Annotated in this window: 15 protein-coding genes; 7 read left to right on the forward strand and 8 right to left on the reverse strand. The window is 63.8% G+C overall.

Annotated features, from left to right (window positions below; all coding sequences use genetic code 11):
- The first annotated feature begins 39 nt into the window (after window positions 1-39).
- Window positions 40-1,278: an HNH endonuclease signature motif containing protein gene (locus tag H351_RS03810; protein WP_029256739.1), complete on the forward strand. Its 1,239-nt coding sequence runs from the start codon at window positions 40-42 to the stop codon at window positions 1,276-1,278.
- Between the two features lie 80 nt (window positions 1,279-1,358).
- On the opposite strand, the gene H351_RS03815 is transcribed toward H351_RS03810, so the two are convergent.
- On the reverse strand, window positions 1,359-2,066 hold the full coding sequence (locus H351_RS03815; protein ID WP_021334672.1) for a pyridoxamine 5'-phosphate oxidase family protein: 708 nt from the start codon (window positions 2,064-2,066) through the stop codon (window positions 1,359-1,361).
- A 97-nt stretch (window positions 2,067-2,163) separates the two neighbouring features.
- Here H351_RS03815 and pdxR point away from each other — a divergent pair, with 97 nt between their 5' ends.
- The gene (gene pdxR / locus H351_RS03820; protein WP_029256738.1) at window positions 2,164-3,549 is read left to right on the forward strand and encodes a MocR-like pyridoxine biosynthesis transcription factor PdxR; all 1,386 of its coding nucleotides are present in this window, start codon (window positions 2,164-2,166) and stop codon (window positions 3,547-3,549) included.
- A 59-nt stretch (window positions 3,550-3,608) separates the two neighbouring features.
- Window positions 3,609-5,726 (forward strand): oxidoreductase, encoded by a 2,118-nt coding sequence (locus H351_RS03825; protein ID WP_029256737.1) that lies wholly within the window; start codon window positions 3,609-3,611, stop codon window positions 5,724-5,726.
- Window positions 5,727-5,734: 8 nt separating this feature from the next.
- Here the strand turns inward: H351_RS03825 and H351_RS03830 are convergent, their stop codons facing one another.
- The 6 genes from H351_RS03830 to H351_RS03855 form a co-directional block, all read right to left on the reverse strand.
- On the reverse strand, window positions 5,735-6,793 hold the full coding sequence (locus tag H351_RS03830) for an isopenicillin N synthase family dioxygenase (RefSeq protein ID WP_229756703.1): 1,059 nt from the start codon (window positions 6,791-6,793) through the stop codon (window positions 5,735-5,737).
- 144 nt (window positions 6,794-6,937) lie between these two features.
- Window positions 6,938-8,041 carry an inositol-3-phosphate synthase gene (locus tag H351_RS03835; protein WP_003945979.1) on the reverse strand — a complete coding sequence of 368 codons (1,104 nt, stop codon included), beginning with the start codon at window positions 8,039-8,041 and terminating at the stop codon, window positions 6,938-6,940.
- Window positions 8,034-8,597 (reverse strand): PadR family transcriptional regulator, encoded by a 564-nt coding sequence (locus tag H351_RS03840; protein ID WP_003946014.1) that lies wholly within the window; start codon window positions 8,595-8,597, stop codon window positions 8,034-8,036. The genes H351_RS03835 and H351_RS03840 overlap by 8 nt, the downstream gene beginning before the upstream one ends.
- Before the next feature lie 116 nt (window positions 8,598-8,713).
- On the reverse strand, window positions 8,714-9,484 hold the full coding sequence (locus tag H351_RS03845; protein WP_029256735.1) for a DUF1707 SHOCT-like domain-containing protein: 771 nt from the start codon (window positions 9,482-9,484) through the stop codon (window positions 8,714-8,716).
- Between the two features lie 9 nt (window positions 9,485-9,493).
- Window positions 9,494-10,315: a DUF1707 SHOCT-like domain-containing protein gene (locus tag H351_RS03850; protein ID WP_029256734.1), complete on the reverse strand. Its 822-nt coding sequence runs from the start codon at window positions 10,313-10,315 to the stop codon at window positions 9,494-9,496.
- Between the two features lie 9 nt (window positions 10,316-10,324).
- Entirely contained in the window at window positions 10,325-11,164 is an 840-nt protein-coding gene (locus H351_RS03855; RefSeq protein ID WP_029256733.1) for a DUF1707 SHOCT-like domain-containing protein, read from the reverse strand.
- 128 nt (window positions 11,165-11,292) lie between these two features.
- Between H351_RS03855 and H351_RS03860 the strand changes: the two genes are divergently transcribed.
- The 3 genes from H351_RS03860 to H351_RS03870 all read left to right on the forward strand — a co-directional run bounded on the left by H351_RS03860 (window position 11,293) and on the right by H351_RS03870 (window position 16,039).
- A complete protein-coding gene (locus tag H351_RS03860; protein ID WP_042448217.1) occupies window positions 11,293-11,712 on the forward strand; it encodes a DUF5318 family protein in 420 nt (139 codons plus the stop codon).
- Window positions 11,713-12,274: 562 nt separating this feature from the next.
- Window positions 12,275-14,422 (forward strand): transglycosylase domain-containing protein, encoded by a 2,148-nt coding sequence (locus tag H351_RS03865; RefSeq protein ID WP_019746057.1) that lies wholly within the window; start codon window positions 12,275-12,277, stop codon window positions 14,420-14,422.
- Between the two features lie 39 nt (window positions 14,423-14,461).
- Window positions 14,462-16,039, forward strand: coding sequence for a glycosyltransferase family 87 protein (locus H351_RS03870; protein ID WP_029256732.1), 1,578 nt, complete (start codon window positions 14,462-14,464; stop codon window positions 16,037-16,039).
- Window positions 16,040-16,041: 2 nt separating this feature from the next.
- Here H351_RS03870 and H351_RS03875 read toward each other — a convergent pair whose 3' ends face one another.
- Complete coding sequence (locus H351_RS03875) at window positions 16,042-16,341, reverse strand: helix-turn-helix transcriptional regulator (protein ID WP_020909716.1); 300 nt, start codon at window positions 16,339-16,341, stop codon at window positions 16,042-16,044.
- 187 nt (window positions 16,342-16,528) lie between these two features.
- Between H351_RS03875 and H351_RS03880 the strand changes: the two genes are divergently transcribed.
- Window positions 16,529-20,371 carry an nSTAND1 domain-containing NTPase gene (locus H351_RS03880; protein WP_029256730.1) on the forward strand — a complete coding sequence of 1,281 codons (3,843 nt, stop codon included), beginning with the start codon at window positions 16,529-16,531 and terminating at the stop codon, window positions 20,369-20,371.
- Window position 20,372 lies beyond the last annotated feature (1 nt).

A 20,372-nucleotide genomic window follows, 5' to 3' on the forward strand; every position in this document is an offset into this window, starting at 1 on the left:
TCTCTTGTATTCGAAACTGTGTTCGAATATGATTGCTTCATGGACAGTCGGGAAGCGTGGCAGCTGGATGGCGAGGACCTCAAGAGTGAGGTTCTGGATCTGGTGCGTGTCCGGCACGAGTTGCAGTCGCGGATGGTGTTGCTGATCGTGGAGATGTTTTCCCGTGAGGTTCTCGGCGGGAAGGGTTTTCGGGCGATCGCGCAGTGGTTGCATGGTTCGACGAATCTGGAGATCGGTGAGTGCAGTCTGCTGGTCGGGTTGGCGCGGTTGTTGATGCTCGAACCTGTGGTGGGCGATGCGTTTCATCGTGGGGATGTGGATGCGTTGAAGGCGCGTCAGGTGGCGTCGTTTTGTCAGCATCCGCCGAAGAACATGACCCTGGCGGATGTGGACAAGGCCCGCGGGATTCTGCTCGGGTTGGCGTCGAAGAACATCGCGGATTGTGATGCGGTGCGGGCGGCGATTCGGCGGATCGAGAAGCAGTACGGCAAGCGTGAGGACGGTGTTCCGGTCGGCGAGGATTCGGAGCGCAACGAGTTCTACGCCTCGAAAGGCTTGTACGGCAGAGTGACTGTGAAGGGTGATCTGGATGCTGTGAACGGGGCGCGGTTGATCACGTTGTTGTCGAGCCTGTCCGCTCCGACACCGGAGAAGGACGGCGTGAAGGACACCCGCACGCCTGCATTACGACGGGCGGACGGGTTCTGCGAATTGTTGCGCCGCTACGAGCGGGCGGGGTTGGGTCCGATCGAGGGCGGAGTGAAACCGCACATCACGGTGACCGCGTCCGCAAAAGATATGACGGACCTGCAAGCGTTGAAGGACTTGCTGCCGTCGACCGATGAACTCGGGTACGCGTGGACGGATTGGGTGGGCCCGATCAGTATCGACACTGCCCGGATGCTGGCGTGCGACTGCACCGTCACCCGGATCTTGTTGGATGAGAACGGTGTTCCGCTCGACTGCGGTAAGGAAGCGAGAACAGCAACGGTGCCGCAGCGGCGGGCGTTGGCGGTTCGGGATGGTGGGTGCGCGTTTCCGGGGTGCGGGACTCCGTCGGGGTGGTGCGATGCCCATCATATTGTTCACTGGAACGATGGTGGCCCAACAGATCTCGACAATCTGATCTTGTTGTGCGGTCATCACCACCGGACGATGCACCACACGGAGTGGCGGGTGGAGATCGGCCCGGATCGGAAGACGGTGTTCTACCCACCGATGTCGATCGATCCGCACCAGCATCCGATCGGCGGGAACAGCCCGCCCACAGCAGCCTGAACGGGCGCAACTGAATACGTACACACCGGGGCATAGCCATGCCCCGGTGCGAGCTGCGTTTGTCGGAGTCGCGTGTGCGGTCAGAGCATCGTCGAGATATGGTCCGGAAGCGCGACACCTGAGTCGAGATCCTCGGACGGGATCGGTTCACCGAAGTGCGTAGCTGCGGGAACTACTCCAGCCCAGACGGTTTCGACACCAATATCGGCGGCATCGTCGCCGGGGCCGCCGGTGCGGGCCTTGACGGAAGCCTCGTACAACGGCAGTGCAAGAACGATGGTTGCCGCCATTTCCTTGCGCGTGTGATCCCGCAAGTGTTGGGAACGTCCGGGAACCACCTGGTCGACGATCAGATTCAAAGCCTTCACTCGCTCGTCGCCGTCGGTCACGACTCGAGGTGATCCGATGATGACGCCGCTGCGGTAGTTCATCGAGTGGTGGAAGCCCGACCGCGCCAACACGAGCCCGTCGAGGATCGTGATGGTGATGCAGATTTCGCTGTCGGGAGCCAAGCTTCGCGAGGCCACCGAGCCGTGAACATAAATAGACCCGCCGCGGTCAGGGCCGTCGAGGTCGAACCCGTACGCGGTGGGAAACACCATGGGAACTCCGCCGACGTTCACGCCCATGTGGCACAGCTTCGCGGACTGCAAGACGTCGACGAGTGCCGCGCGTTCTGCGACGCCGTGGTGGCGGGCGCGCTTGTGCGTCGTACGTGCTGTCGGAGACAGCGGAATAGGTGCAGTGGGGGCAGGAGCAGGGGCAGCAAAGACAACGGAATCTGTCATGCAGACAATGCTGGTGGCAAAGTGGCTTCAAGTCATGGTCCAATCAGTGGAGACTTCGATAGGCCACTTCGATTTGCCACTTCCGAGAGGGTTCTGAATGTTTCTTCCTTCGGCGGTAGCCGTCGTCCTCGACCGGACAGATCGGCGGGCGCTCCCGATCCAGATTGCCGACCACCTCAGAGCTGATATCCGTAGTGGTAAGGCGGCAGTGGGACTGAGGTTACCCAGCTCCCGGAAGCTGGCGGCGGAGCTGGAGGTGGCGCGGGGCGTCGTGGAACGGGCGTATGAGCAGTTGATCGCCGAGGGTTGGCTTGTCGCTGTGCACGGCTCGGGTACCTTCGTTGCCGAGGCGCCCTCTCCCGTGGTCACTCCCACGACTACACCGAAGAAGACCGCCGACAAGATGTCGCCCAGGGTGCAGCTCCGGCCGGGCGTGCCGTGGACGCCGCCGCGTGCATCGGCAGCGTGGCGGCGGGCGTGGCGTGACGTCGGGTCCAAACCGCCACCATTCGAGGATCCCGATCCTGCGGGTGACTACGAATTGCGTTCGGCACTCTCGGAATTGCTGGCAAGAGCCCGCGGAATGTCGGTTGAACCCGAGAGAATCCTGATCACCTCAGGTGCCACGCATGGTCTCGGCCTCGCCCTGTCGGCTCTGCGTACCCGCGGTGCTGTTCTGGCGATGGAAGATCCCGGATACCGGTATGCGTCCTCGGCCGCAACAGCCTGTGGATGGTCGCTGCTCGACGTGCCCGTCGACGCTCATGGTCTCTGTGTCGACCAACTCGAAACGGCGTCGGAGAGCGTCCGCGGTGTGTATGTGACACCGTCCCATCAGTATCCGACGGGTGGGCTGCTGCCGGTAGGTCGGCGCAACCAGTTGATCGAGTTCGCACGCGCCCGCGACGTCGTCCTGTTCGAGGACGATTACGACTCCGAATTCCGTTACGACGTAGCGCCTTTACCTGCGCTTGCCCAGCTGGCTCCTGATCGGGTGGTGTATCTCGGAACGGTTGCCAAGACGCTCGGCGCCGGAATTCGATTGGGCTGGTTGGTAGCTCCCCTCGACCTGGTCGACCGCATAGCAGTACACCGCAAGCGAATCGGCGACTTCCCGTCGGTTCCGCTGCAGCAAGCACTCCTGTCCCTGCTCCGTGACGGCGAATGGGATCGGGCGGTACGTACCGCCCGGCGCAGGTACCGGGAGCGCGATCGGGCGGTCGAGGAAGCGCTGTCATCGTTCGGTGAACTGCGGGGTCTCGGCGCCGGCATGCACACGACGCTCATGCTCGACGCGGATCTGGCAGCCACCGTTGCTCGTGAGGCGCTCCTGCAAGGCGTCGAAGTGCCCACCCTGGTCGAGTCCACCCGAACGCACGGAGACCCCGGCGGATTGGTCATCGGCTACGGGCGAGTGGAATCCGCGGACCTCGAATATGCGCTCGAGGTGATAGCCGAGTGCCTCGCACGTCACAGCGCGTGAAGTCTCGTTGATCGGGAGTGCGGCAACGGATGGGCGTGGTCCAGTTCTAGCGTCTGCTCGTGACGATCCGAAGCCAGACCTTTCCGCACCTGCTCGCACCAGGCACCATCGGCCCGATGACCGTGCCCAATCGCGTGGTTCTCCCTGCGATGGACATGAACCTGTGTGAAGACGGGGAAATCGAAAAGGGCGACATCGACCACTTCGTGGCTCGTGCGGCCGGTGGAACGGGTCTGATCATCACCGGTTGCTGCGCTGTTGCGTACCCGCTGGGCTGCACCAGCCGCAAGGAACCGGGGCTCTCCGAAGACCGGTTCATCCCCGGACTCAAAGCGCTGGCCGACGCGGTGCACGACGCAGGCAGCAAGCTCTGTGTGCAGATGACACACCACGGCAAGGTGGCGCGCATCGATACCCTCGACGGCCGACCGCAGCTGGTCCCGTCCACACCGAAGCCGCCGGGTGACATGAGTGCGATGGCCGATTGCACGCCCGAAGAACTGGGCAAGATGGCTGCCATCAACGAGGGCAAGAGGGCGACCTACCACGAGGCCACCAAGGAAGATCTTGATTGGCTCGTCCGCATGTTCGCCGAGGCTGCCGGACGGGTGAAGGCGGCGGGCGGCGACGCCGTCGAGATTCACTGTGCCCACAACTACGTCCTCGGAGCGTTCCTGAGTCGGTACACGAATCAGCGCAGCGATGAGTACGGAGGTTCCATGGAGAACCGTGCTCGCCTCGCTTGTGAGGTCATTCGGGCGGTCAAGGAGGAGGTCGGTGGTGCGCTTGCCGTCATCGTGCGTCTGGCCGGTCAAGAGTACGGCGAAACCGACGGGCTGACCGTCGACGAGGCTGCTGCGGCCGCCAAGATGTTCGAAGAGGCCGGCGCTGACGCCATTCACGTCACCGGTACCGCGCTGAATGCTTTTGCCAACTTCACCGACGGCCCCCTGCCCGACAAGGTTGGCTACTACACGGACAATGCAACGCGAATCAAGCAGGTGATATCGATCCCCGTGATCACGGTCGGACGTATGCTCCCCGAGGTCGGCGAGAAGATGATCGCGGAAGGTCGTACGGACTTCGCCGCGATGGGCCGCCAGCTCCTGGCCGATCCACAGCTGGTGAACAAACTCAAAGACGGTGTACCCGAGCGGGTTCGGCCGTGCATCAATTGCTACGTCTGCGTGCAGGAGAACTTCTGGGACGAGACCCCGCTGTGCGCGGTGAACCCTGCCCTGGGCAACGAAGCGCTGCTCCCCTTCGTTCGGACCAGCACCCCGAAACACGTTGTTGTGGTCGGAGCGGGCCCCGGTGGTCTCGAAACGGCTCGCGTGGCCGCTGAACGTGGGCACCGAGTCACGGTGTTGGACAAATCCGATCGCCTCGGCGGCACCCTGTGGTTCTCGAGCCTCACTACCCCGGACAACGGGCGTCTGCTCAGCTGGTTGAAAGTGGAAATCGAGCGTCTCGGTGTCGATGTTCGACTGAAGACCGAAGCCTCGGTTGCTTCGATCCGGGCATTGAACCCCGACGCCGTAGTCGTGGCCACCGGTGCAGTTCGTGAGCGGCCTAGCGTTCCGGGCGGTGATCTCCCACACGTGCACACCGGTGATTCGTTGCGCGCGTTGATGACCGGAGCGGGAGACGTCTCACAGGTGCCGCCGTTCCTGCGGACGATGGCCAAGTTGGGCAAGCTGTCCGGTATCACCAAGAGCCCCGCGGCGATCCGAGCTGTGACCCGCAAGTTCCTGCCCATGGGTAAGGACGTTGTCGTGATCGGTGGTTCGCTTGTCGGACTCGAGCTTGCGGAGTTCCTGGCCGAGCGAGGTCGCAATGTGACGCTGATCGAAGAAGGCCAGCAGTTGGGTATTCCGATGGCGATGCCGCGCCGCTGGACGGCTGTGCGCCACGCCAAGCATGTCGGTGTGGACATTCACCGCAATTCAACGGTGCAGCGAATCACCAAGGAGCACGTCGAATTCCGTTCCGGTGACAAGACACTGACCGCTCCAGCCGACATGGTTGTCGTCGCCTCGGGGGTGTCAGCGCAAGCGCCGCTGGCCGACGCTCTGATCGGCGTCGTCTCCGACGTGCACGTGGTCGGTGACGCGGTGAACGTCGACTACATCGAAGGTGCGATGCACACGGCGTGGAAAGTTGCGATGGATCTTTGACCCATCCCCTAGATAGCGCTTTGTGCCGCAACGATGTCCGGCCACCATCGGGCCGCGACATCGGGGTGCGCGCGTAGTCGACTCTTGAGGGCGTTCGCCCCGTAGGAATCGTGGATCGGGTTGTTCGCGTCCACGGTGACGCCGGTGGCGCGCGCCGCCAGCTCGGGCGGTAGGTCGAACTCCGGGATCTGCGCTGCGTAGTTCGGGTTGAAGAAGAACGGCACCGAGATACGTTCACCGTCACCTTCGGGTGAAACTACCCGGTGCACAGTCGCTTTCAAGTAGCCGCCGGTAGCGACCTCGAGCAGTTCGCCGATGTTGACCACCAGCGCCCCGTCGATCGGCGGGGCGTCGATCCAGTCGCCGTCGTGCTCGACCTGCAGACCGCCCTTGCCCGGTTCGACATAGAGCAGTGTCAGTACACCCGCGTCCTTGTGCCCGCCGACGCCCTGGGAGCCGGCACCTTTCGGGCGGCCCGGGTAACGCACCACCTTGATGAGGATCGACGGATCGTGAGCGAACGCGTCGTCGAAGATGTTCGCATCCTGGCCCAGGGCTACCGCCCATTCGCGTAAGAGGCTCAATGCGATCGAGGTGAGTGTGTCGTTCCACTCGGTGATGACGTCGCGGAGTTCGGGAAGGGCGTCGGGCCACTGGTTGGGACCCTGCAGGATCTCCCAGGCCGGTGAGGTGTCGGTGCGCTCGGCCGCGGGCTGTTCGGCGCCGATGTCGATCTGCTCGCGCCAGTCCTGCTTGCCTTCGGTCAGTTCGCCGCCGAGCCTGGTGTACCCACGGAAGTGCGGGCTGCGGACGTTCTCGATCGCGAGCTTCTCGGCAGTCGGAAGTGCGAAGAACTCGCGGGCGACGGCGAGGAGGCGTCGCTGCAGTTCGTCGGGAATTCCGTGGCCGACCAGGTAGAAGAATCCGACCTCGTGGGTGGCCTCGCGGAGCTGAGTGCGGAACTGCTCGGCGGTGTCGGGGTTCTGCGCAAGCGACAGATCGAGCACTGGCAGCGACGTAATCGACATGGGGTCCTCGATCCGTGTGATGGTTCTGATGTCCATCATTCCACGCTGATCGGCACCCGGACCCGCGCGGCGATTCGGCAGCCGCAGGCGTGATTACCCGCGCGTATGCGGAAACACCCTGCGGATAACAGAATCGGGGCCTTGCGCCGTTGGCGCAAGACCCCGAATCAGCGTGAACCTAAATCAGGCCTCGTCGGCTCCGATGATGAACGCTTCGAGCTCGATGCGAGCCTTGTCGTCGGCCATCTGGACCGGCGGGGACTTCATCAGGTAAGCGGAAGCCGGGTAAACCGGTCCACCGATGCCGCGGTCCTTGGCGATCTTGGCTGCGCGCACGGCGTCGATGATGATGCCGGCAGAGTTGGGCGAATCCCAGACCTCGAGCTTGTACTCCAGGTTCAGGGGAGCGTCACCGAAGGCGCGGCCTTCGAGGCGGACGTATGCCCACTTGCGGTCGTCGAGCCACTCCACGTAGTCCGAGGGACCGATGTGGACGTTGCGGTCGTGGACCTTGCCGGCAAGTGCGCCGGTCAGGTTGGACGTCACGGCCTGGGTCTTGGAAACCTTCTTGGACTCCAGGCGATCACGCTCGAGCATGTTCTTGAAGTCCATGTTTCCACCGACGTTGAGCTGGTAGGTGCGGTCCAGCACGACGCCGCGGTCTTCGAACAGTTTCGCCATCACGCGGTGGGTGATGGTGGCGCCGACCTGGCTCTTGATGTCGTCGCCGACGATCGGGACGCCGGCGTCCTTGAACTTGGCAGCCCACTCCGGATCGGAAGCGATGAAGACGGGCAGGGCGTTGACGAATGCAACGCCCGCGTCGATCGCGCACTGTGCGTAGAACTTGTCAGCGTCGTCGGAACCGACGGGCAGGTAGGAGACGAGGACATCGACCTGAGCGTCCTTGAGTGCCTTGACGACGTCGACGGGCTCGGCGTCGGACAGCTCGATGGTCTCGGCGTAGTACTTGCCGATGCCGTCGAGGGTCGGGCCACGCTGAACGGGAACGTCCAGGGGCGGGACGTCGGCGATCTTGATGGTGTTGTTCTCGCTCGCGAGGATCGCCTCGGAGAGGTCGAAGCCGACCTTCTTGGCGTCGACGTCGAACGCAGCGACGAACTGCACGTCGCGGACGTGGTACTTGCCGAACTTGACGTGCATGAGGCCGGGGACCGTCTGGGTCTCGTCGGCATCCTTGTAGTAGTGGACGCCCTGAACCAGGGACGAGGCGCAGTTACCCACGCCCACAATGGCTACGCGTACCGCGGTGCTGTTCTCACCCATGGTCGGGTTCTCCTTCTTTCCGGGATGTTCCTGTTGTCGATTGCTCGGCTGCGATCAATTCGTTGAGCCAACGCACTTCGCGTTCACTCGATTCGAGTCCGAGCTGATGGAGCTGACGGGTATAGCGGTCCAGCGATCCGCTGGCCCGACCGACGGCCTCGCGGAGCCCCTCACGGCGCTCCTCGACCTGGCGTCGCCTGCCTTCGAGGATCCGCATCCGCGCTTCTGCGGGGGTGCGGCTGAAGAAGGCGAGGTGAACGCCGAAACCGTCGTCGGTGTAGTTCTGCGGCCCGGTGTCGGCGACCAGTTCGGTGAACCGTTGCCGACCTTCCGGAGTGAGCTGGTAGACGCGACGCGCCCGACGCTTGAGCGTGCCGGTGGCAGTGTCGACGTCTTCCGAGATCAATCCGTCGGCTTGCATGCGCCGCAGTGCCGGGTACAGCGATCCGTACGAGAACGCGCGGAATGCGCCGAGCAGACCAGTGAGCCGCTTACGCAGCTCGTATCCGTGCATCGGTGACTCGAGGAGCAGCCCGAGGATTGCGAGTTCGAGCAACTGACAAACCTCCCGAGTCGTTGAACCTAACCGCTTGATGCGATAACCAACTATATCGCGCCGATATATAAAACCACACTGCGGCCCGATACGTGTACCAAGGTGTCACGGCTAGATCAGGGGGTGAACGGGTAGATCGACATGATTTCCCCGTCGAGGCCAGCGGTCAGGTACCCGCTTTCGTCGAGGTCGTTGCCGACGTGGATCTCGATGGTCGGCACGGTTTCGGTGCTTCCGACAGAGACGTACCGAGTGGTCGGATTTTGCACCGACGTTGTGGTTCCGGCGCCGTCGAGCAGGGCGATCACGATGCGAGGATCGAGCTGTGTGACGTCGATCTGTGTCACGCCGGGTTCGCGCGATCCTCCCGAAGTCGTGTCCTCGAGGTCGCCTCGGTAGTAACTGTCGAGGCTCTTGCGCTGCGCAGCAGGATCGGCGCGCGTTACGCGTGCATAAGTGGGATAGATGGTCATCTCGTCGACCAGTCCGCTGCCGTACTGCGTTTCGATGGCACGGAACATCGCCCCCAGGCCGTCGACGGTGTGCAACTGTGGCTCGGGGCTGGAGAAGATCGTGACGTCCGACGCCACATATTTGATTCCGAAGCCGATTGCCGACACCAGTGACAGAGCGATGATCGCAAGGGCGATCAAACGCGTGTCGAGCGAAGGTTCTTTCCGGAGAACAGGCAGAGACGCTTCGGTCTGCAGATCGGACGTCAAATCTTCGAGATCGCCGAGAGTGACAGCCACCGCGGCGAGTTCGGTCAATTCGTCGTGCTCGGTCGCCGTGAGTTGCCCGTCGGCGAAGGCGGAGTCCAGCACTGCGCAGGTAGCCTCGCGATCGGCATTGCGAGCGCGGGTGGTCCTGGTCAGATCGTTCGGCATGTCCGGGGCCTATCGAGGAGTGAAGGGAGACAAGCGGATCGGGCGGCCATCCGGGGTCAACTCCATCGAGGCGCTCGCGCCGAGGTCGTTGTCCACGTAGATGGAAATGCGTGGCTCGTTGCTCGACGAGCTCATGCCGATGTGTGAGACCTTGGCGTCGGGGACGTTGAGATTGGCGGACGCTCCGGCCAGGTATCCGGCGAGTTTGTCGATGTCGACCGAGGCGAGGTCGAAGGTAGTCGTGCTGGCCGCCCGGGATGTGGAGCTCTCGCTTGGTGTGAAACCTCCACGAAAGTCGATGTCCTCCTTTAGATTCGGCGAGACAGCCGCGGCGCGAGTGACGCTTGCATGGCCGTCGTAGAAGTTAGCGGAATCGATCATCGTCGTGCCGAACTTGTTGTTGTACCGGGTGATGAACTCCCGTATTCCGCTTGCTGTGACCGTATCGAGCGTCGAACCCACAATGGGGGCAAGCGGTTCGATTGCCTGTGGTGAAACCGGCGGAGGCGCAGGGGGTGAATCGTCGGCGGACAAGGTGAGGTACCCGATCAGGCCGGCGAAGATAGTCGATGCGGCTGCGAGGTACCAGATCTTGTCGATACGACGAACTTTGGCAACGGCGTTGCGCAGCGTTGCTTTCTGCAGATCGCGGACCAGTAGATCGAGCTGGCCGAGGGTGGTCGCGGTCATCGCCGCAGCCGTCCGGTTGGCGTGCTCGTCGACCGTGATCTGGCCGTCGGACAGAGCCGTATCGAGAACGGCGCAGGTATCGGAACGGTCGACGTCGCGCGCACGGGTGCGCGTAGAGGTAGTAGTCGGGGACCCACTCACCGGCTCACCCTAGCTCCCGTACGGGTAGGAACGAGAGATCTCGCCCCACGGCGTGACCTCGATTCGTCCTTGGTGGCCGAGTCCGTTATCGCCGTAGATCCTGATCTTTGGTACGCCGTAGTTCACGTCCACGATCAAGTGCGTGATCGCGGCGTCCGGCACATTGATGTAGCCGCCGATGTTCACCATGTACGGCGCGAGCTTGTCGATCTGGATGGAACCGAGATCGAAGGTCGGCTGGCCCGTTCGCCGCGGAATGGATGTCGCTTCCCGCTCGAAGCCGTCGCGAAAACTGATGGACTCGGTGAGGGCTGGAGTGTCGGGGACCGCCCGGCTCACCACGGAGTAGTCGCCGTGGAAGCTGGCGTCATCGATGAACATGTCGCCGAACTCTTCTCGATACCTCTCGATAAATGCGCCGATACCCTCGGGAGTCAATGTGTCGATGTGTGCGATCAGGATCGGTTCGACGGTCGGCTCCAGCACCAGGGTGGTGGTCGGCAACGGTGGCGCGAGGGAAGTAGTGCTGGCATAACTGGCGGTGATGTCTTCCGAAGGCGTCAATGGTGAGCGACTCCAGGCCACCGCGGCGACCGCGCCGACGACGATCAGAGCAGCGCCACCGATGTACACGGCCTTGCGCGTCACCGACGTCCGAGGCGCCGTTGTGGTATCGATCTTCGGCACCTGCAGATCGTTGACCAGGCGCGCGAGCTCGAGCATTGTTTTCGCGGACCTCGCCTTTTCGGTCCGTTCGAAGTAGTCCTCCGCGCTCAACTGCCCTTCGGCGTACGCGGCGTCCAACACATTGCACGTTTCGACGCGATCAAGATCACGAGCACGCGTCATCGGGGAACGGGAAGACTTCACAGGAAGTGATCGTAATGGCTGGTCGCCATGCGTCCGGACCGCAAAATGTGTTCATCGTGACCCTCCCGAACCGTCCGTGGCGGCACGGACGCACGTACGCTGGTCAGGTGCGGATACAGCGGCAAGTTGTGGACTACGCGCTCGCGCGTCGGTCTGTGCTGGCCGAAGTGTCTGCGGGTAGGACCGACGTCAAGCAAGTGTGTGACGCCGATCCGTACCTACTCAGAGCCGCGAAGTTCCACGGCCGGGGCAGCGACGTCGTCTGCCCCATTTGCCGCAAGGAACAGTTGACGCTCGTGTCCTGGGTGTTCGGCGACAAGCTCGGTCAGGTTTCGGGATCGGCCCGAACCTCGGACGAGCTCGCTCGGCTTGCGGAAACAGCAGAGGAGTTCACGGTGCACGTTGTAGAGGTGTGCCGTACCTGCAGTTGGAACCACTTGGTGCAGTCCTATGTGCTCGGCGCAGTACCTGCGCCGCCGCGACCGCGGCGAGCACGCCCACCAAGCCGGCGCACCGCCAGCGAGTAACGCCACACCCGAAGAAGGGCCCGATCGAAGTCTGCACGTGATCGGTCCGTGACCACTGGAGATTTGATTCGTGAGTTCCCCCAGCAACAACAACCCGGGAGGCAACAACCCGGGTGGCCGTCCCGTCGGTCCCAACCGTCCCGCCGGACCTCCTCAGGGTCGTCCGCCGCAGGGACGTCCGATGGGTCCACCACCGCAGGGACGCCCTCCGATGGGTCCGCCCCCTCAGGGTCGTCCGCAGCAAGGCCGTCCGATGGGACCCCCGCCGCAGGGTCGTCCGCCGCAAGCCCGACCTTCGGGCCCGCCTCCTCAGGGCCGCCCCGCCGGTCCCCCTCCTCAGGGTCGTCCGCCGCAAGGCCGACCTGCCGGCCCGCCGCCTCGGGATCGCGCCGCAGGCGCTCAGGCAAACGAACCGACCCAGCGCGTCGCGGCAGCAGCAGCGACCACCCGTACCAACGCGGGCACCCGCCCGCCGGTCGGACCTCCGCCGACGAAGCCGCCGACAGGTGGCTCCGGTGGCGGTGGCAACGACGGACAACCCCCGAAGGGAAGAAAGAGCACCGTGAAGAAGAAGTCCAAGTGGCGCACAGTTCGCCGCTCGGCCTACGTCTTGGTGGCGCTCGGTCTTGTTCTGCCCGTCCTTGCCTTCATGGCGGCGTACATCGTGCAGGATGTCCCCAAGCCAGGTGACCTCAAGACCAATCAGGTGGCGACGGTCTTCGCCGCCGACGGCACCACGGTGATCAGTACTGTCGTCCCGCCGGACGGCAACCGCGTCGAGGTTTCGCTCGATCAGGTACCGCTTCACGTTCGGAACGCCGTTCTGGCCGCAGAGGACCGCGATTTCTACTCGAACCCGGGCTTCTCGATCTCCGGTTTCGCACGCGCAGCCCGAGACAACGTCCTCGGTCGCGACAGTGCCGGTGGTGGCTCGACCATCACGCAGCAGTACGTGAAGAAGGCGCTCGTCGGCTCGGAGCGTTCGCTGACGCGAAAGATGAAAGAGCTCGTCATCTCCTCGAAGATGGCCAACGAGTGGTCCAAGGACGACATCCTCGCCGCGTATCTGAACACCATTTACTTCGGTCGCGGCGCATACGGCATCGGCGCAGCATCCAAGGCTTACTTCGGTAAGCCCGTCGACCAGCTGACCATCGAAGAAGGCGCCGTCCTGGCATCGTCGATTCAGCTTCCGTCGCTCCTCGATCCCGAGACCAACCCGACCGGCGCGAAGTCCCGTTGGGATTACGTGCTCGACGGCATGGTGTCCGCCGGCACGCTGGATCAGGCCGCGCGCACGCCGATGCAGTACCCCGCCTACATCCCGCTCGCCCAGGTCGACAACAGCAGCCAAGGCTCGACCGGACCCGAGGGCCTGATCAAGCGTCAGGTGCTCAAGGAGATCGGCGACGCTGGAATCAGCGAGCAGTTGCTCAACACCGAGGGCTTGCAGATCACCACGACCATCGACCCGCAGGCTCAGGCCGCAGCGGTCGAGGCAGCCCGTTCCAACATGGAGGGTGAGCCGGAGAACCTGCGCACCGCCGTTGTATCGGTCGACCCGAAGACCGGAGCCGTCAAGGCGTACTACGGCGGTGAGGACGGCGCGGGATACGACTTCGCGAATGCCGGACTTCAGACCGGTTCCTCGTTCAAGGTGTTCGGTCTCGCAGCCGCCCTGGATCAGGGGATCCCGCTCTCGCAGATGTACGACAGCTCGCCGCTGACCGTCAACGGCATCTCCATCGGCAACGTCGAAGGTGAAAGCTGCGGCACCTGCACCATCGCAGAGGCGCTCAAGCGTTCGCTGAACACCAGCTTCTACCGCCAGATGCTCAGCCTCGACGGCAACGGCCCGCAGGCAATCGCGGACATCGCACACCAAGCAGGCATCCCGAAGGACATCCCGGGCGTCGGCCCGTCGCTCACCGAGGCTGACGGTTCCGGTCCCAACAACGGCATCGTGCTCGGCCAGTACCAGGCCCGCGTGCTCGACATGGCGTCGTCGTACGCGACGCTCGCCGCATCCGGCACGTATCACGCACCGCACTTCGTCCAGAAGGTCGTCGCGGCTGACGGCACCGTGCTGCTGGACCGCGGCGCACCCGCCGGTGAGGACCGCATCGACGCTGCCGTGGCGGACAACGTGACGGCTGCGATGCAGCCGATCGCGGCGTACTCGCGCGGTCACAACCTGGCCGGCGGACGTCTGTCGGCGTCGAAGACAGGTACTGCGCAGCTCGGTGACACCGGAGCCAACAAGGACGCATGGATGGTCGGCTACACGCCGTCACTCTCGACCGCGGTCTGGGTCGGAACTCCCGATGGTGAAGCGATCACCAACTCGGGCGGCGCGATGATCTACGGCTCGGGTCTGCCTTCGGACATCTGGAAGGACACGATGGACGGCGCCCTCGACGGCACCGACAACGAGAAGTTCCCGACGCCGGGCAAGATCAACGGCCAAGCCGGTGGTGTTCCGGAGTACACGGCACCTGCACCGCCCAAGACGTCGGCGCCGCCGACCACCGCACCGACGACGACGGAAACCACTCCGCCGCCCGTGGTGACGACGACGCAGGTCGAGGTTCTGCCGGGCATCACCATCCCGATTCCGGGGATCTCCCGGCCGACGACAACCACGCCGCAGGTACCAGGGGCAGGCGAGACCACCGAGGAAGAACCGGCAGGTGTGAGCCCCGGCCAGTAGTTGGAGGGTGGTCGGTTCGAAAGACGGTAACCTCGCGGAGTGGCCGCGAATGCTGATGATGCCGAACCGACCTCCCCCGCTCCGCTGGCCGAAGATCTTCGTTCGGCGGATTGGCGGGACGTTCCCAGTCGCAACGACGCGATGGTGTCTGCGCTGTCGGGAACCGTCGGCGGTCCGGTAGGTCGTCACGCACTGATCGGACGCACTCGCTTCTTCACCCCGATGCGAGTGATCCTTCTGCTCGCCGTGGTGTTTTTGGCTTTCGGCTGGTTCGCGAAGGCCGGCTGTATTCAGCAGGCGCCGGTCGGCGAGAGCGGGCAGGTCGGCCTCGACTGGAGTGGCAGCCGTCAGTACGTGGCGATGTGTTACTCCGACACCGTTCCGCTGTACGGAGCCGAACGCCTCGATCAGGGAGCATTCCCGTACAAGACGTCGTGGGAAGAAGTACGCGGCGACGGTTCGATCCAGATGCGGTACATGGAGTATCCGGTCATCTCGGGGCTCTATCAGTACGGCGCGATGAAGGTCGCCAAGGCGTGGGATTCGATCACCTGGCTGCCGGGCGCGATTCAGGTGGCGCTCTATTTCAACGTCGTGGCGTTCGGGTTGGCGTTGGCGTGGCTGGTCACCGTGTGGGCGAGCACCCTGCTGGCCGGACGACGAGTGTGGGACGGCGCGCTCATCGCGTGTTCCCCGTTGGTGATCGTGCACGTGTTCACGAACTTCGATCCTCTGGCGACGGCGTTCGCGGCTGGCGGGTTGTTGGCGTGGGCACGCAAGCGGCCAGTGCTCGCGGGAATCCTGCTCGGCCTGGGCGGCGCCGCGAAGCTCTACCCGCTGCTCCTACTCGGACCGCTTTTTGTCCTGTGTCTGCGCGCGGGCAAGACGAGGGACTGGCTGGTGACCGCACTCAGTGCCGTCGCGGCATGGCTTGCGGTGAACCTGCCCATCGCCGCGCTGTACCCGCATGGTTGGTACGAGTTCTTCCGGCTCAACTCCGAGCGCGGGGCCGATCCAGATTCCCTCTACAACGTGATCGCGTCGTTCACGTCGTGGAAGGGCCTCGACGGTCCTCTCGCACAGGGCGAGTCACCGTCGAATCTCAACGCCGTCTCTCTGCTTTTGTTCGTGGCCGTCTGCATCGGTGTCGGATACGTCGCCCTGACGGCGCAGCGTCGTCCGCGCGTTGCGCAGTTGTGCTTCCTGTTGGTGGCGGGCTTCTTGCTCACCAACAAGGTGTGGAGCCCGCAGTATTCTCTGTGGCTGGTGCCGCTGGCCGTGTTGGCCTTGCCGCACCGCAGACTCCTGCTCGCGTGGATGACCATCGACGCCCTGGTCTGGGTTCCTCGAATGATGTATTACCTCGGGGTGTCCAACAAGGGGCTGCCCGAGCAGTGGTTCACCGGAACCGTCGTGATCCGGGACATCGCGGTACTCGTTCTGTGCGCGCTGGTGCTCCGTCAGATCTACCGGCCGTCGGAGGATCTCGTGCGGTACGGGTTCATCGACGATCCGGCGGGCGGTGTTCTCGATCAGGCTCCGGACAAACAACCTGCCTGGCTACCCGGTTGGTTGAAGCCGTCCAAAGCGAAGGAACCGGAAACCGTCGCGGTCTGAGGTCACCACTCGTCGAGGGTGGTGTACCCGTCCTGGACCGCGCGGGCGAACAACGCTGCCTTCGTGGGAGCCGGCCGCCCGACGTCGCTGTACTTCGTGCGTACCCGAGTGATGTGTGTGTTGACGGTGCAGACGCGTAGGCCGAGTGTCTCGGCGACCTCGGACTTGGAATCCGAACGAAGCCAGGCGAGAAGTACTTCGATCTCGCGGACGCTCAGCTTCGGCTTGTGCTTGCCGTGCTTGGGGTTGCCGACTCGGGACACGTTTGCCTCGATCTTCGGAGAAAAGCCGATTGAAGACATGCGCGCAGCGCCTTTCGACGGAGGGAATGGGCGTCGACTGCCGTATTTGCAGAAGGGCTGCTGAGATGGGGCGCGACTGAGAACGAGTATTTCGATCTAGGCGTCTCAGTGGAACGGACGCAACTCTCTCGATACAGAGTCCATACAACGGACAAATCTCCTACCTGCTCCGATAGAGTGCCTCGCTATGAACTCGAAGGCGGAAGCCGGTAGGCACAATCAGGTCGATCCGGGCCAGATCGAGTCGCGTGGACAGTTTGCTGAGGCGCTCACGGCGTTGCGGAAGGCAGCCGGACTGACGGTCCGCGAAGCCGTCGAGCGTTCGGGTGGTTTGCACGGAACCGTCAGCGGATGGTTCGCCGGCCATCACCTGCCGACGCCGGCGAGTACCCCGATGTTTTTTGCGCTCCTCGAGGCCTGCGGTGTCGACTCCGAGGATGAGCGGCAGCGCTGGATCGGTGCGGTGCAACGAGTGAGGCAGCTGACGGCCAGACGACGCGGCGACGCCACCGTTCCGTATCGAGGTCTCGAATCTTTCCGACAAGAGGACGCCGAGTGGTTCTTCGGTCGAGACGAACTCACTGCCAACTTGGCCCAACGGGTGGCGTCGGCGATACGAGGTGTCGGCCGCAGTCAGTTCATGGTGATCGGTGCTTCCGGATCGGGTAAGTCGTCGTTGCTGCGGGCCGGACTCGCCCCCAAGGTTGCCGAGGGCGATTCACGGTTCGACGGCTGGCGGGTGGAAATCCTGCAGCCGGGTACGGGAGGAATTCCGTCGTCGATTTCCGACGAACCAACCGTCTTGATCCTCGACCAGTTCGAGGAACTGTGGACGCAGTGCGACGGTGATCGGCGCGAGGAAATACTGCGGACTCTCGCGGAACTCGGTGAGAACACCATCGCCGTCATCGGAATGCGCGCCGACTTCTACGGTCTCGCGGCGGAGGAACCGCTTTTGGTGCCGCTGCTCGACGATTCGCCGATGGTGGTCGGGCCACTGACCGACGAACAATTGCGCGAGGTGATCGTCGAGCCGGCGGTCAAGGCCGGGATGACCGTGCAGAGCGAATTGGTTCAGGTTCTGGTCTCCGAGCTGACACCACGCGGCTCGCGTACGGCGAGCGACCCCGGAGCTTTGCCCTTGCTGTCACACGCACTGTTGGGGACCTGGCAACGGTCGACGCGTAAAACTCTGACCGTCTCGGATTACTACGCCACCGACGGGATTGCCGGAGCCGTCCAGCAAAGCGCGGAGGAAGTGTACGGCGAGCTCACAGAGCGGCAGCAGCAGTTGGCGCGCAGGATCTTCCTCCGATTGGTCAACGTCGACGAAGTGACGCAGACGCGTCGGCGTGCACCGCGCACCGAACTCTTCCTCGGTGACGACGTCGACGACGTGAACACCGTCATCGACCGGTTCGCCTTACGGCGCCTTCTCACCGTCGACGAAGAGACGGTCGAGGTTTCGCACGAGGTCTTACTGTCAGCGTGGAGTCGGCTTCGCGATTGGATCGACTCGGACCGCGCCGGCCTGGCGGTGCATCGCCGGTTCACCTACGCGGCGCAGGTGTGGGAAGACAGTGGACGCGACCCCGGCGCGCTGCTCGGACCCGCACGTCTTCACCTGACGGAAGAATGGCTGAACTCGGGTGAACTCGGTCTCCCACTGGAACCGAGTCGGACCCGCGCCGCCGACCTCAACGCCACCGAGCGGGAGTACCTCGCTGCGAGCATCGAGCATCGTGATCAGCAGGAGTTTGCCGATCGCCGACGTACACGCGTTCTGCGACGGCTCGTGACTGCGTTGGCAGCTGCGTCGGTGATCGCTCTGGTGTTGGCGGTGGTTGCGACCGTCGCCGGTATCGGAGCCAATCGTCAACGTGTCCAAGCAGATACCGCGCGAGACGAGGCGATGTCGCGTCAGGTGGCCACCGAGTCGATCAGGATGCGCGAGCGGGATCCGTCGCTGGCGTCGCAGCTTGCTCTGGCGGCATTTGCGGTCAACGAAACGACCGAAGCCCGCTCGGCGTTGCTGGATGCGTCGGGCATTCATTCGGCTACTCGCATCATCGGACCGCCCGGCGCGATGAAGGCCCGGATAAACCCAGCCGGAACTGTTGTGGCGGTGGGTGGTTCGGATGGGAAGGTCAGACTTTATCCGATGGTCGACGGTGTGGCCTCAGCTGTTCCGCAGGCGGAGTTCCTCGGAGTCTCGGAGGGCACGGCCCTCTTTGCTGTCGCCTACAGCCCGGACGGACGGCTCCTTGCGACCGGTGGTGCCGGCGGCGCTGCACTCTGGGATGTGTCGGACCCGAAGAATCCGGTCCGTGGAACACTTCCCGTCGACGGTGAACGCGTAGTGCAGGACATGGAGTTCAGCCCAGACGGAACCAAGCTGGTCGCCGGTACCTCGACGCCCGACGTCCTGCGATGGAACATCGACACCTCCACGAATGCCGTTGCTTTGCCTGCTCTTCCGCATCCAGCTGACGGCATTGTCACCGCGACGTTCAGCCCCGACGGACGTTTCCTCGTGACGGGCGGGCGTCAAGCGACTCTGCGCGTGTGGGACGTCGCGAAGTGGGGTGAGGAATCGGCGCCGATCTTCGCGACCGAGCCCAACGGCACCACCGTCCACTACCTCGGCGTCGCCTTCAGTCCGGACGGACGCGAGCTCGCGGCGGGAACCACTGGCAGGGAGGTGGTTCGGTGGGACATGAGCGATCCGGCGCGCCCCACTCCCCTGCCGGCACTGACGGGATTTTCCAGCTACGTCAACGAACTGAACTACGGCAAAGACGGAACACGTCTTGCCGCAGGAAGTTCCGACAACTCCGTGCGCGTGTGGGACCCCCGAACCGGGGCATTGATCGAAACACTTCCGGACAGTGGGGCGGTGACCACCGTCGACTACAGCGATGACGGCCGCAATCTGGTCACCGGGGGACTCAACGGTGTGACTCGCGTGTGGGCTCTTCCGGGTCCGGTCTGGGCGGGAGCTCGGGACACGATCTTCACCAGTCCCTTTGCCGCGGACGGCTCGCGTCTGGTGGCCGGCGTCGGTGCCAGGGGTGGCGCGATGTTGGCGTGGAACACCGAGGATCTCGATCGCCCCGCGGTGATGCCGGAGTTGAAACCGCAAGGGGCCGACTCTTTCAGCGGTGCGTCGGCGGTGTCGGCAGACGGGAACCTGGCTGTGAGCGGCACCGGCGGCGGCGGTGCCTATCTTTGGGACCTGAGTGATCCGGCGTCGCCACGGATCTACAGCGAACCCGCGGTGTACGTGAAGGGCATCGTGGCGGTCGTCGCGTTGAATCCCGCCGGAGATCTGCTGGCGGTGTCCTCGCAGGACGACAACAGCATTGCGTTGGTCGACGTTTCCGATCCATCGGAACCGAAGCTGCTGTCGTCGACCGATGTCGGCTCTTACCCGCAGATGATGGCATTTCAACCGGGCACCGACATCTTGGCGATCGCGAACGCCAAGAACGAAGTGGATCTGTGGGACGTGTCGAACGCAGCGTCGCCCCGGGTGGCGGCGACGGTGGGTGGATTCGAAAGCTACGCATTAGCAGTGTCTTTCAGCGCCGACGGAACGCTGTTGGCCGCTGGAAGTGCGGATCACGGTGTCGCCGTGTGGGACGTACGCACACCGTCGGCACCCGAGGAACTCGCTCGTCTCGTCGGCCCCGAGGGCGCAATCTATTCGATCTCGTTCAACCGCGCCGGTGATCGGCTCGCTGCCGGTGTCGGCGACGGAACCGTCTGGCTCTGGGACATCGAGACTCCCTCGCAGGCAACACGATTTGCGACGCTGTCCGCCTACCCGGGTCGCGTCAACGACGCTCAGTTCGCCGGCGAGAGTGACATGATCGCGGGTAGCGGGTCGGACAAGACCGTTCGCTTGTGGGGAATCGACCCCGACGGCGTCGTTGATCGATTGTGCCGCACCGCAGGATCTCCCATCACGGAAGCCGAATGGGAGCGGTACCTGCCCGGTGTTCCCTATCAGGATCCGTGTGCCGGCTGAC

It is taken from the genome of Rhodococcus erythropolis R138, assembly GCF_000696675.2.
Taxonomy (GTDB): Bacteria; Actinomycetota; Actinomycetes; order Mycobacteriales; family Mycobacteriaceae; genus Rhodococcus_F; species Rhodococcus_F erythropolis.